Origin of the sequence: Actinomycetospora succinea (assembly GCF_004363095.1) — a bacterium.
GTDB classification, from domain to species: domain Bacteria; phylum Actinomycetota; class Actinomycetes; order Mycobacteriales; family Pseudonocardiaceae; genus Actinomycetospora; species Actinomycetospora succinea.
Genome location: NZ_SNYO01000004.1, coordinates 398,641 through 410,673, shown reverse-complemented (window position 1 = coordinate 410,673; position 12,033 = coordinate 398,641). Strand labels below are relative to the sequence as shown.

The window sequence follows — 12,033 nt, the reverse complement described above, 5'->3', positions numbered from 1 at the left end:
GCTGTCGGATCTGACGGCGATCGTCACCGAGACGGCGATCTTCAGGCCTGGGCCAGCGACTCCTGCGCCGGTTCCGGAGCCGCCAGCCGCTCCTTCAGCCGCGGCGCCACGCCCGCGTAGGCCGACGGGTCGACGGGGTTGAGGTACTGCTTGACCCGGGCGCCGCGGGAGATGTCGAGGTCGAGGTCGCCGAGCACCTCGTCGACGTTGTGCAGCGAGAACGGGATGATCTTGGTGCCGTGCGCGTGGTGGCCGTCGGTCGCGCCGTCCATGAAGGCGATCTGCTCGTCGACGGCGAGGCGCATCGCCGCCGGCGAGGGCAGGTCGACCCGCCCGGCGAGGTGCGCGGCGACCCAGGCCGCCGCCATCTCGGCGTTGAGCGGACTGAAGAACGAGGAGTTGTAGCCCGCGAAGGTCACGTCCGCGACGTCGGTCGGCAGGATCTGGCGGTAGAGCAGGAAGTTGCCGCGCTCGTCGTGCAGGCGCGCGACGACGTCGTCGGGCAGGAACGGCACGCCCTGGCGGAACCCGGTGGCGCAGACGAGCGTGTCGGCGCGCAGCACCGTGCCGTCGTCGAGCTCGAGGTGCGGGGCGCCGTCCTTCTCGAGGAGCCGCACGATCGTCCGGTCGCGGCGCACCGCGATCTCCCCAGCGCGCACGGCCTCGTAGAAGCCGTCGGTGGTCAGGCCGATGGCGCCGCGGACGATGTCCTCGAAGCAGCCGCGCGGCACGAGGTCGAGGTCCTTCAGCCCGAACTGGCGCGCCGACACCGGGCCCAGCGAGTCGAGGATCCGGCTGCGGAGCCCGTTCGCCGGCCCGTGCAGGAACTTCTCGATCCCGCGCAGGTAGCGGTAGCGGAACAGCGACTCGCCGAGGCGGGTGAGCAGCAGGTGCTTGAAGTTGAGGAACCCGCCGACGAAGCGCGGCACCTTCCACACGAGCTGGCGCGCCACGACCGTCGTCGACGCGGCGGTCGGCCCCACCGCGACCGCCACGTCGCACGCGGTCTTGCCGTAGCCCAGGACGACGACGTGCCGGTCACGGACCTGCTCGGCGTTGTGCAGCGCGGTGGCCGGGACGACCTGGCCGCCGGCGGCGGTGAACTCCTCGACGCCCGGGAAGGTCGGCACCGACGGCTCGCAGAACACGCCGTTGGCGACGACGAGGTGGTCGACGGTGTCGGTCCCCGCCGAGGTCTCCAGCACCCATCCGGTGTCACCCGGCACCGCCGAGGTCACCTCGGTCTCCAGGCGCAGCAGGCGGTCGACGCCCGTGTGCGCGGCGTAGGCCTCGAGATAGGCCTGCACCTGCTCGCCGGACGGCCATTCGGGCAGGTCGCGGGGCATCGGGAAGTCGGAGAACGCGTAGGTGTCGCGCGGGCTCTGCGTGCACAGGCCCGGGTAGCGCCGGGTCGCGCTCCAGACGCCGCCGACGTCGGGCGTGCGGTCGTAGACGACGACGTCGTGGCCGACCTCGGTGAGGACCTTCGCGGTGACGAGCCCGGCGACGCCGGCGCCGACGATGCCGATCCTCACGAGGGACTCCCCGCGGGCAGGCGCAGCTCGATGCCGAAGTCGGCCATGATCGCCTGCATCACCGAGAGGTCCTTCTTGCCCGGCGGCAGGTCGGCGAGCGCCTGGTAGTAGGCCTCGAGCCCCGCCGGCGACACCACGGAGATCACGCGCGCCTCGTCGTCGTACGGGTTGCGGAAGGTGTGCACGACGTCGCGGGGCAGCAGCAGGTAGTCGCCCGCGCCGAGCGTGACGTCCTCCCCGCCCAGCATCACGTCGAGCTTCCCGGCGAGGCAGATGAACGACTCGTCCTCGCGGGTGTGCACGTGCGGCGGCGGCCCGTTGACCCCGCCGGGGACCGCGTACTCGAACAGCGAGTAGGCGTCCCGAGTGTTCTCGCCGGTGGCCTTCGCCGTGATGCCGATCCCGATCGCCGGGATCTGCCGACCCTCCCGGGACGGGAGCATGTAACCGCCGCCCAGTGACATCTGCGCCTCCAGTGGAACCGAGTGGTGTGCCTGGGGTCACAGAGTCCGGATCCACCGCCGACGGCCCAACATCCCGTCCCGGTGAGTGGGATCGCCGGTCAGCGCCGTGCCGAGTACGCCCGTGACGCCGCGGCGGCCGCGAGCTGCACCGGCGGCCCCGCGCGCTCCGAGCGGACCGCCGCCGACGGGCCCGTCACCGACAGCGCGGCGACGACCTCGCCCAGCGGACCGAAGATCGGCGCGGCGACGCAGGAGACGCCGATGTTGCCCTCCTCGCGCTCCACGGCCCAGCCGCGGTCGGGGATCGCGGCGAGCTCGCGGCGCACGGCGTCGGGGTCCGTCAGCGTGCGCGGCGTCCGCGCCGGGAGGTGCCCCGCGAGCGCGGCCTCGACCGCCTCGGGCGGCGACCAGGCCATGATCGCCCGGCCCAGCGCCGAGCAGTACGCGGGGATCGTGCCGCCCACCTGCGAGAGCATCGGCATCGGGCGGTGCCCGGTGATCTTCTCGACCACGAGGACCTCGGTGCCGTGCAGCACGCCGAGCTGCACGGCGACCTTCACGGCGGCGTGCAGGTCGTGGAGGAACGGCAGCACGGCCTCGCGCAGCTCGTGGCGGATCGGGACCAGGCCGGAGAGCTCGAAGAGCCGCTGGCCGATGCGGTAGCGCTCGCCGGGCTTGTCCAGCCAGCCCAGGCGCAGCATCCGGTCGGCGGTGCGGTGGGTCGTCGAGCGCGGGAGCCCGCAGCGGTGCACGAGCGAGGCCAGCGTCAGCTCGCGGTGGGTCGCGTCGAAGGCGTCGAGGATCGCCGCCGCCCGGTCCAGGCCGCCGGCGACCTCCGTGCTGCCGTGCACCCTGCGGTCCCAATCAGTGGGACTGGCCATCGCCGTCTCCTCCCCGGGCCGCAACGCTCGCGTCTCGTCGGGAGCATCCAGGGAGGGCGTCATCAAGGCAACCACGGCGCTGGTCGGCGGCGGCGCGAGCGGGATCGGGCGCGCGACCGCCGAGCGGCTCGCCCACGACGGGTGGGACGTCGTCCTGGCCGGGCGCACCGAGGAGACCCTGCGCGCGGCGGCGGCGGACCTGACGGCGTCGTCCGGGCGGGCGGTGCACCACGTGGTCGCCGACCTCGGCGACCCGGACGGCGCCGACGACCTGGTCGCCGACGTCGAGGACCGCTTCGGCGACGTCGCCGTGCTGGTGCTCAACACCGGCGGGCCGCGTCCCGCCCGCGTCCTCGACCTGGACGCCGACGACTGGCGCGACGGCGCCGACCTCCTGCTCGTCGGCCCGATGTCCGTGGCCCGCACCGTCGTCGCCGGCATGCGGGAGCGGGGCTTCGGGCGGGTCGTGGTCGTCACCTCGACCGCGGTCCGCCAGCCGATGCCCGAGCTGGCCCTCTCGACGGTGCTGCGCTCGGCGATGACGGCGGCGGCGAAGCTGCTCGCGGGCGAGGTCGCCGCCGACGGGGTCACCGTCAACTGCGTGGCGCCCGGCCCGATCGCGACCGAGCGGCGGGCGCGCATCCTCGCGCACCGCGCCGAGGCGACGGGGGGCAGTGCCGACCAGGCGGACGCCGACGACCTCGCGGTCGTGCCGGCGGGCCGGGCCGGCGACCCCGACGAGATCGCCGCGGCGATCGCCTTCCTCGCCTCGCCCGGCGCGGGCTACGTGACCGGCACGGTGCTGACCGTGGACGGCGGACGGACGGAGACCACCTGGTGAGCGGATTCGACATGGCGGCCTTCCTGGCCGGACTCAACCCCGAGGTGCCGCCGAGCGGCGCGCGCCCGCTGGTCGTGCACGCCGAGGAGCTGCAGCCGCTGCCCGCGGGCGAGGTGCACAACCCGACCTCGCTCTCGGTCGTCGGGAACCTCCCGACCGCGACGTTCGAGCTCTTCCGCCAGACGATCCCGGCGTCGCAGAGCTCGGACATGCAGCGCCACCACCACGAGACGGTCCACTTCGTCATCAGCGGCGAGGGCTACAGCGAGATCGAGGACGAGACCGTCGAGTGGGCGACGGGCAGCTTCGTCTACACGCCGCCGTGGACCTGGCACCGCCACTACAACGCCTCGACCGAGCACCCGGTCGAGTTCCTGACGATCGAGAACTCGCGACTGCTCGGCGCGCTGGGCGTCAACCGGCGCCAGAGCGCGGGGCTGGTCACCGTCGCCGAGGCGCGAGCCATGTTCAAGGGGGACGAGTCATGAGCGACCACATCAGCATCTGGGGCGAGCTCGCCGACGTCGACCACGAGCTGCGCCACGTCACAGTGTCGCTCGGAGATGGGGGCGGCGTCCGCACCCGGGTCCTCCGGGCCGGCTCGGGCCCCGACCTCGTCCTCCTGCACGGGACCGGCGGGCACCTCGAGGCCTACGCCCGGGACATCGCCGGGCTCGCGCGGAACTTCCGGGTCACCGCCTACGACATGGTCGGCCACGGCTGGAGCGACCTGCCCGACGTGCCGTTCACCGTCGACGTCCTCTCCGACCACCTGCTCGGGCTGATGGACGCGCTCGGCATCGCATCGGCGCACCTGTCGGGCGAGTCGCTCGGCGGCTGGGTCGTCGCGTGGACGGCCGCGCACCACCCCGAGCGCGTGGAGCGGATCGTCCTCAACACCCCGGGCAACATCGCGAACAAGCCCGAGGTCATGTCGCGGCTGGTCGCGAGCACGACGGCCGCGGTCGAGGACCCGTCCGACGCGACGGTGCGCGCCCGCGTCGCGTGGCTCTTCCACGACAAGGACATGGTCACCGACGAGCTGGTGGACCTGCGCCGCGCCGTCTACACCCGCCCGGGCTTCCGGCGCGCGGTCGACAACATCCTCGTCCTGCAGGACCCGGTGACCCGCGCGCGCTTCAGCTGGGCCCCGTCCTGGGTCGGGCGGATCGCCGCGCCGACGCTGCTGCTCTGGACCGACCACGACCCGACCGGAGGGCTCGACGAGGCGCAGATGCTGCTGGACTGGCTCCCCGACGCGCGCCTGCACGTGATCACCGCCGCCGGGCACTGGCCGCAGTGGGAGAAGCCGGGCGAGTTCGTCGAGCAGCACGAGACGTTCCTGTTGACGGTGCACACGCCCGTCACGGCGGTGCGCGCGTGAGCGAGATCGTCGGCTTCGTGGGGATGTCGCACTCCCCCTTCGCCACCCTGCTGCCGCCGGCCGGGCCGGACGCGCCGGGCGCGCCCTTCCTCGCCGACGCCGCCCGCGTGCGCGACGCGGTGGCGCGCCTGGCGCCCGACGCCGTCGTCGTCGTGGGTCCCGACCACTTCCACGGCAACTTCTACGACGTCATGCCGCCGTTCGTCCTCGGTGTCGAGGAGGCCGTCGGCTTCGGCGACTTCGGCAGCACGTCCGGGCCGCTGCCGGTCGCCGGCGAGCTGGCCTGGTCGGTGCACGAGGGGCTCACCCACGCCGGCTTCGACCTCGCGCTGTCGTACTCGCTGACCGTCGACCACGGCATCGTGCAGGGCTACGAGATGGTCACCGGCGGGACGACGCTCCCGCTGGTCCCGCTGGTCGTGAACACCGCGGCGCCGCCGCTGCCCACGCTGGCCCGGTGCGTCGCGCTGGGCCGGGCGCTCGGCGCCGCGCTGGCCGCGGGTCCGCCCGGGCGGGTCCTGCTCGTGGCCAGCGGCGGGCTGTCGCACTGGCTGCCGTCGAACGACCCGCGCGACCCGTCGGTGGTCGGCGCGAAGCGCGACTCGCTCATCCACGGGCGCCAGGACGCGCAGGCGTTCGCCGCCGCCCGCGAGCCGAAGGTGCGGGCGATGGGCGGCGACCCGGAGGCGCGGGTCAACGACGCCTGGGACCGCTGGTTCCTCGAGCGCCTGCGCGCCGGCGACCTCGACGCGATCACCGAGCTCGGCCACGAGGGCCTCGAGAAGGAGGCGGGCACCGGGGGGCACGAGATCCGGACGTGGCTCATCGGCCTCGCCGCCGTGGCCGCGCCGCTGCGGTGGACGAGCTACGAGCCGGTGCCGGAGTGGATCACGGGGATGGGGAGCGGGGCGACCTTCCCCGTGACCTGACGCTGTGGCTCAGCCGAGGTGCGCGAGCACCGCGCGGTGGTCGCTGCCGGGCAGGTCGATCACGCGCGTGGAGCGCACGGCGATCCCGCCGCCGGCCAGCACGTGGTCGATCCGGAAGCCGATGCGGCGGTGCCAGTGCGACGGCCAGGTCGGCGGTCGGCCGGGTGCCCGCGCGTCGCCGAGCGGGGCGAGCGCGCGGTGCTCGGTGGTGCTGTTGAGGTCGCCCGCGATCACCGTCGGCGCGCCGGCCGCGGCGCGCCAGGCCGCGAGCGCGTCGATCTCGTCGGACCAGCGCTGGACCAGGCCGGGGGTCGGGGCCACCGGGTGTGCCGCGAGCACCCGCACCCCGTCGAGCCCGCCGCCGGAGACCTCGAGCCAGCCGTAGAGCCCGCCGGCACGGGCGGGTGCGACGTGGACGTCGCCGAGGCGGGGAGCGGCGAGCACCGAGGTCCACGGCCCGTCGGGGTCGTCGGGCACGCGGTGGTGCGGGTGGGGCGGGGGCGCGGACCAGGCGCGGTACTCGAGATCGGTGACGTCCTCCTTGAGCCGCGCCAGGAACCGCTCGCCGGCCTCGGGGAGCACGACGAGGTCGGGGCGCTCGGCGCGCAGGATCGCGGCGAGCGCGGCGGCGTCGGCGCGGCCCTGCCACACGTTCGCGACCAGCACGGTGAGACGGGTCGGGCCGGTGGTGCCGCGGGACCGGCGGCGGGGGTCGGCGAGCACGGCCGCGGCGACGGTGGCGGCGCCGAGGGCGAGCGGCCGGAGCGGTCGGGCCGTCGCGGCCCCCGCGGCCACGGCACCCACCGCGCCCGCGAGCGCCGGCCGGGCGGCGAGCACGATCGGCCACGGCGCCCGGCGCTCACGGCCCCTGATCTCGGGGACGAGCAGCGCGGCCGCCGCCGTCGCCCCCGCCGCGAACCCCAGCCATCGCGCCACGTCGCCTCCCCGCTCCCCCTCGATCATGCTCCCGCCGATTGACCCGCCGGCACCCCCTGACCAGGCTGGTCGCATCCCTCGGGGTGACGCGGAGGAGGCGCCGATGTCCGCCCAGGTCGACGGCATCCTGCAGGTCAAGCTGCCCGTCACCGATCTCTCGCGCAGCGTGCCCTGGTACTGCGCGGTGCTCGGCCTGCGTCTGTGGATGGAGTTCGTCGAGGACGGCGAGCTCTGCGGGGCGGGACTGATCGACGACGAGGCCGGCTTCACCCTCGCCCTGCGCGACCGCCGGGCGACCATCAGCGGGCCCGACCTGCGCGGCTTCGACGTCGTGGCCCTGCGCCCACGGTCGTTCGCCGCCCTCGAGCAGCTCGTCGCCCGGTGCGACGAGCTCGGCGTGGGTCACTCGGGGATCCGGGGCACGCCCGACGGGTCGTACCTCGACGTCCCCGACCCCGACGGCACCGTGCTGCGCTTCTACCACTACACGGGTCCGACGACCGGCTTCACCGGCATGGAGATGCGCGACGGCGCGTTCGTCGGCACCTACGACACGCCGCGCTCGCCGGCCTGAGCCCAGATCGCGTCCGACACCGCGAGCGGGTCGTCGACGTCGGACGGGGCGGCGTCGAGGCGCCGCGTCGTGCCGCCGGCGTCGTAGCGCGGCCAGCCGGGGTCGCCGGTCGCGGCGAAGTCGACCCACGCGCGGCGCATCGCGGCGCCCACCACCGCCGCCTCCGGGGGCGGCGGCGCGCCGAGCATCCGCGCCGCGGGACGGGTGTCGAGCGTGCCGAGGAGCAGCGGGACGTCGAGCCCGTGGCAAGCACCGAGGAGCGGGCTGCGCCAGGCGAGCTCGGCGGTCCAGGTCGCGCCCGCGTGCGCCCGCGCCGTCCACCGCGTCGGCAGCCGGTGCAGCGCGTCCGACATCAGCGTCACGACGGCGTCGTCCCCGGCCGGCGCCGTGTACGCCGCCCCCGCCGCGCGGTCGAGCCCGAACGCCGCCGCGACGTCGGCGGGGTCGGTGCCGGCCGGCGGCAAGGGATACGCCCGCGCCTCCTCCGCCGTCCACGTCGCGAGCAGCGGCACGTCGGGCCGCGGGCGCGCCGCGATCCCCTCCCACGGCTGCCCGACGACGACGTCGCCGTCGATCACCGGCCCGAGCGGCGTGGGCCCGTCGTCCCGCCCGACCGCTTCGACGATCGTCTCCGGCGGCAGCGCGCCGAACCCCTCGAGCGTCGGCGCGACCCCCAGCGCCGCCGCGAGCCGCGCCGTCACCCCGGCCGCCTCGGCGGGCGAGCGGAAGCCGCCGTGGACGCTCTGGGCGATCGCCCGGTGCAGCAGGCCCTCGGTGGCCGGCGACGCCAGCAGCACCGCGACCGACGCCGCGCCGCCGGACTGCCCGGCGACGGTGACGCGTCCGGGGTCGCCGCCGAACGAGGCGATGTGCTCGTGCACCCAGGTCAGCGCGGCGACCTGGTCGCGCAGGCCGCGGTCGTCGGGCGCGCCGGGGAGGGCGAGGAAGCCCTCGGCGCCGATCCGGAACCCGACGGTGACGACGACCGCGCCCGCCGCGGCGAGCGCGCCCCCGTCGTGCAGCGGCATGCGGGGCGACCCGCGCACCCAGGCGCCGCCGTGCAGCCACACGATCACCGGCAGCCCCGCGCCGCCGGGGTCCGGGGTGAACACGTTGAGGGTCAGCTCGCCGAGCCCGTCCTCGGGGCGCCACGGCGACGGCGCGCCGGGCGCGGGCGGCCCCTGCGGGACCGCCGGGCCGAACCGTGTCGCGTCGCGGACGCCCTCCCAGCGCGACACCGGGTCGGGCGGGGCGAACCGCCGCTCCCCCGCCGGCGCGTGCGCGTAGGGCAGACCGAGGAACACCCCGAGGCCGTCGCGGTCGACGCCGCGCGCGGTGCCGGCGGAGGTCCGGAGCTCCATGGACCGGTGACGATAACGCTGTCCGATGCGTCCACGACCGTCTCGGCGCGGCACGTCAGGATCGTCGGCATGCCCTCCGAGACCCGCCTGCTGAGCACCGTGATCGCGCGGCCGTGGAAGGACGTCTACGCGTACGCGTCCGATCCCCGCCACCTCGTCGACTGGGCGGCCGGCCTGGCGAGTGCACAGGTCGAGCCCGCCCCCGACCGTCCCGGGGTCTGGATCGTCGACGCGCCGTTCGGGCGCTCCGAGGTGACCTTCGCGCCGGACAACGAGTTCGGCGTGCTCGACCACGTGGTGCTCATGCCCGACGGGACCGAGGTCCCCAACCCGCTGCGCGTCGTCCCGCTCGGCGACGGGGCGGAGGTGGTGTTCCACGTGCGGCGCCGCGCCGGCATGAGCGACGACGACTTCGCCGGCGACGCCGCCGCCGTCGCGAAGGACCTCGAGACGCTGCGGCGCATCCTCGAGAACGCCTGATCGCCGACCCACGCGCGTCACTTCCGGGGACTACGGTCCCTTCACATGACCGAGCGCGAGGTGGAGTCCGTCGCCTATCCCGGACCTGGATCGCGCCCCTTCCGGCGCGACCTCGACCCGATCGCCCCGCACGTCATCGTGCTTTTCGGGTGCACGGGCGACCTCGCGAAGCGCAAGCTCCTCCCGGGGCTCGCCTACCTCGCCGAGTCGGAGCTCGCCCCGCAGATCCGGATCGTCGGCACCGCGATGGAGGACCTCGACACCGAGGCCTTCCGCGAGATCGCCCACGACGCGGTCCAGAACTACGGGATGCACCGCCTCGCCGAGGACGACTGGCAGGACTTCGCCGCCCGCCTGTCCTACGTGCCGCAGGGCGCCGGCCCCGAGGGCCTGACCTCGGCGGTGAAGGAGGCGCAGTCGCAGCTCGGCGACGGCACCCGGCTGCTGCACTACCTCTCCGTGCCGCCGAAGGCCGCGCAGGCGGTGGTGGAGATGCTGCGGGACGCCGACCTCACCCGGGGCGCCCGGGTGATCATGGAGAAGCCGTTCGGCCACGACTTCGAGAGCGCGGTGAAGCTGAACGACTTCGTCCACCAGGTCTTCGACGAGTCGCAGGTCTTCCGCATCGACCACTTCCTGGGCAAGGAGGCGGCGCAGAACATCCTCGCGTTCCGCTTCGCGAACGGCCTCTTCGAGCCGATCTGGAACCGGAACTTCATCGACCACATCCAGATCGACATCCCCGAGGAGCTGGGGCTGGACACGCGCGCCTCCTTCTACGAGGCGACGGGCGCCTACAAGGACATGGTCGTCACCCACCTCATGCAGGTGATGGCGTTCGTGGCCATGGAACCGCCGACGGCGCTCGAGCCCCGGTCGATCAGCGAGGAGAAGAACAAGGTCTTCCGCTCGATGCTGCCGATCCACCCCGGCGACGTCGTGCGGGGACAGTTCGGCGGCTACCGCGACCACCCGGACGTCGCCGGCGATTCGGACACCGAGACGTTCATCGCGCTGCGCGTCGGGCTCGACAACTGGCGCTGGGCGGGCGTCCCGTTCTACCTGCGGACCGGCAAGCGCCTCGCGGAGGGCCAGCGGATCATCTCGATCGCCTTCAAGGAGGCGCCCCGCACGATGTTCCCGCAGGGCTCCGGCGTCGGCACCCAGGGCCCGGACCACCTGACGTTCGACCTCGCCGACTCGTCGCGCGTCTCGCTGTCGTTCTACGGCAAGCGCCCCGGCCCGGGCATGCGCCTGCAGAAGCTCTCGATGCAGTTCTCCACCCAGGAGACCGGCGAGGCGTCCGACGTCCTCGAGGCCTACGAGCGCCTGATCCTCGACGCGATGCGCGGCGACCACACGCTCTTCACCACCTCGGAGGGCATCGAGTCGCTGTGGGAGCGCTCGATCCCGCTGCTGGCCGACCCGCCGCCGGTCAAGCCCTACCCGGTCGGATCCTGGGGCCCGAACGCGATCCACCAGCTCATCGCGCCCAACGCCTGGCGCCTGCCGTTCGAGCGGGCCTGGCGGGAGAAGAAGTAGCCGACCGGCTTTCGAGAACGCGTCGGGACCCGGCGCTTTCTCGGCGCTTTCACTCCCGACCAGCGACGACGCCGGACAGTGAGAACGGCGCTCCGAATAGTGATCGACGGCGTTCATCCGGATGCCGCTGTCTCGGCGCGATTCGCGTCAGTAGCGTCCGATGCATCCGATCGATGAACACGACGTCGAGGAGCTCCCGTTGTCCCAGCAGGTGTTCGTACTCTATTTCGCCGAGGACGCCGACACGAACCTCGGCACCCTCAACACCCTCCTGAGCAGCGGATGGTCGGTGGCGAAGGTGTCGGCGATGAGCGGGACGGGCGAGCTCGGGGACAACACCCCGGGCAGCCTCTTCCCGTACTCGCGCGCCGTTCTCGCCCTGGACGACGGGAACCACCACAAGACCCAGGAAGCCAGCGTGGTGTGGTTCGCGGACACCGCCTCGACCAATCTCAATTCCGTCAACCAACGACTCGGCACCGGTCGCGAGGTCGTCTCGCTCACGGCGCTCAGCGGCACCTGGGAACTCGGACCGAACACCCCGCAGAGTCAGTTCCCCTATTCTCGCGCCCTGGTCATCCACGAATAGGCGCGGTCATGGCCTCGTCGATCGTGCGGTGCACATAGCTCGGCGGGGTGTCGGGGTCGGGGCGCTAGGACGGAAACGCATCGGGCGCCTCCGACGGGGCCGTGCTCGCGGGCCCGTACTCGAACAGCCACCACAGGCCGCCCCACGGGTCGCGCAGGCGCGCGAGTCGCTGGCCGCCGTGGAACGGCGTCGGCTCCGTGACGACCTCGGCACCGGCGGCCCGGGCCCGCGCCACCACCGCCTCCACGTCGCCGACGTAGACCTGGAGCAGGGCCGGCGTCGGCGCCCAGTGCGGCTTGGCGTCGCACAGCATGATCGTCGACGACCCGACGCGGATCTCGGCGTGGATGAGCAGGCCGTCGGCGTCGACGGTGTGGCCCGCGCGGGTCTCTCGGCCGCCGAGGACGTCGGTGACGAACCGCAGGAAGCCCTCCGCCCCGCGGACGGCGACGAAGGGGTTCACCGAGCCGTAGCCGGGCGGGAGGTCGGTACCGGAGAGGACGTCCATGCGCCCAGA

The 12,033-nt window shown here is 74.1% G+C and carries 14 protein-coding genes; 8 read left to right on the top strand and 6 right to left on the bottom strand.

Annotated features, from left to right (window positions below):
- Positions 1 to 41: 41 nt before the first annotated feature.
- The 3 genes from EV188_RS17065 to EV188_RS17055 form a co-directional block, all read right to left on the bottom strand.
- The gene (locus EV188_RS17065) at positions 42 to 1,535 is read right to left on the bottom strand and encodes a flavin-containing monooxygenase (protein ID WP_133827461.1); all 1,494 of its coding nucleotides are present in this window, start codon (positions 1,533 to 1,535) and stop codon (positions 42 to 44) included.
- Positions 1,532 to 1,999: a cupin domain-containing protein gene (locus tag EV188_RS17060; protein WP_243741767.1), complete on the bottom strand. Its 468-nt coding sequence runs from the start codon at positions 1,997 to 1,999 to the stop codon at positions 1,532 to 1,534. The genes EV188_RS17065 and EV188_RS17060 overlap by 4 nt, the downstream gene beginning before the upstream one ends.
- Positions 2,000 to 2,097: 98 nt before the next feature.
- Positions 2,098 to 2,880 (bottom strand): IclR family transcriptional regulator, encoded by a 783-nt coding sequence (locus EV188_RS17055; RefSeq protein ID WP_133827460.1) that lies wholly within the window; start codon positions 2,878 to 2,880, stop codon positions 2,098 to 2,100.
- Between EV188_RS17055 and EV188_RS17050 the strand changes: the two genes are divergently transcribed.
- From EV188_RS17050 to EV188_RS17035, 4 genes are read left to right on the top strand one after another with little or no spacing between them, the layout of a single operon-like run.
- On the top strand, positions 2,867 to 3,721 hold the full coding sequence (locus EV188_RS17050) for an SDR family oxidoreductase (RefSeq protein ID WP_243741766.1): 855 nt from the start codon (positions 2,867 to 2,869) through the stop codon (positions 3,719 to 3,721). The two genes, EV188_RS17055 and EV188_RS17050, sit on opposite strands and share 14 nt — an antisense overlap.
- Positions 3,718 to 4,209 carry a cupin domain-containing protein gene (locus EV188_RS17045; protein WP_243741765.1) on the top strand — a complete coding sequence of 164 codons (492 nt, stop codon included), beginning with the start codon at positions 3,718 to 3,720 and terminating at the stop codon, positions 4,207 to 4,209. The genes EV188_RS17050 and EV188_RS17045 overlap by 4 nt, the downstream gene beginning before the upstream one ends.
- Entirely contained in the window at positions 4,206 to 5,105 is a 900-nt protein-coding gene (locus tag EV188_RS17040) for an alpha/beta fold hydrolase (RefSeq protein WP_133827459.1), read from the top strand. Before EV188_RS17045 ends, EV188_RS17040 begins: the two co-directional genes overlap by 4 nt.
- Positions 5,102 to 6,034 (top strand): DODA-type extradiol aromatic ring-opening family dioxygenase, encoded by a 933-nt coding sequence (locus tag EV188_RS17035; RefSeq protein WP_133827458.1) that lies wholly within the window; start codon positions 5,102 to 5,104, stop codon positions 6,032 to 6,034. The genes EV188_RS17040 and EV188_RS17035 overlap by 4 nt, the downstream gene beginning before the upstream one ends.
- Positions 6,035 to 6,043: 9 nt before the next feature.
- Here EV188_RS17035 and EV188_RS17030 read toward each other — a convergent pair whose 3' ends face one another.
- A complete protein-coding gene (locus EV188_RS17030) occupies positions 6,044 to 6,970 on the bottom strand; it encodes an endonuclease/exonuclease/phosphatase family protein (protein ID WP_133827457.1) in 927 nt (308 codons plus the stop codon).
- A 103-nt stretch (positions 6,971 to 7,073) separates the two neighbouring features.
- Here EV188_RS17030 and EV188_RS17025 point away from each other — a divergent pair, with 103 nt between their 5' ends.
- Positions 7,074 to 7,544 (top strand): VOC family protein, encoded by a 471-nt coding sequence (locus tag EV188_RS17025; protein WP_133827456.1) that lies wholly within the window; start codon positions 7,074 to 7,076, stop codon positions 7,542 to 7,544.
- Here the strand turns inward: EV188_RS17025 and EV188_RS17020 are convergent.
- Complete coding sequence (locus EV188_RS17020; RefSeq protein ID WP_133827455.1) at positions 7,517 to 8,905, bottom strand: carboxylesterase/lipase family protein; 1,389 nt, start codon at positions 8,903 to 8,905, stop codon at positions 7,517 to 7,519. The genes EV188_RS17025 and EV188_RS17020 overlap by 28 nt on opposite strands.
- A 69-nt stretch (positions 8,906 to 8,974) precedes the next feature.
- On the opposite strand from EV188_RS17020, the gene EV188_RS17015 reads away from it, so the two are divergent.
- The 3 genes from EV188_RS17015 (at position 8,975) to EV188_RS17005 (ending at position 11,516) form a co-directional block, all read left to right on the top strand.
- Positions 8,975 to 9,385: an SRPBCC family protein gene (locus EV188_RS17015; protein ID WP_133827454.1), complete on the top strand. Its 411-nt coding sequence runs from the start codon at positions 8,975 to 8,977 to the stop codon at positions 9,383 to 9,385.
- Positions 9,386 to 9,430: 45 nt separating this feature from the next.
- Positions 9,431 to 10,927, top strand: coding sequence for a glucose-6-phosphate dehydrogenase (gene zwf / locus EV188_RS17010; RefSeq protein ID WP_133827453.1), 1,497 nt, complete (start codon positions 9,431 to 9,433; stop codon positions 10,925 to 10,927).
- A 160-nt stretch (positions 10,928 to 11,087) separates the two neighbouring features.
- Positions 11,088 to 11,516, top strand: a complete 429-nt coding sequence (locus EV188_RS17005; RefSeq protein WP_133827452.1) for a hypothetical protein — start codon at positions 11,088 to 11,090, stop codon at positions 11,514 to 11,516.
- A gap of 64 nt (positions 11,517 to 11,580) precedes the next feature.
- On the opposite strand, the gene EV188_RS17000 is transcribed toward EV188_RS17005, so the two are convergent.
- Positions 11,581 to 12,024: a VOC family protein gene (locus EV188_RS17000; RefSeq protein ID WP_133827451.1), complete on the bottom strand. Its 444-nt coding sequence runs from the start codon at positions 12,022 to 12,024 to the stop codon at positions 11,581 to 11,583.
- Positions 12,025 to 12,033 lie beyond the last annotated feature (9 nt).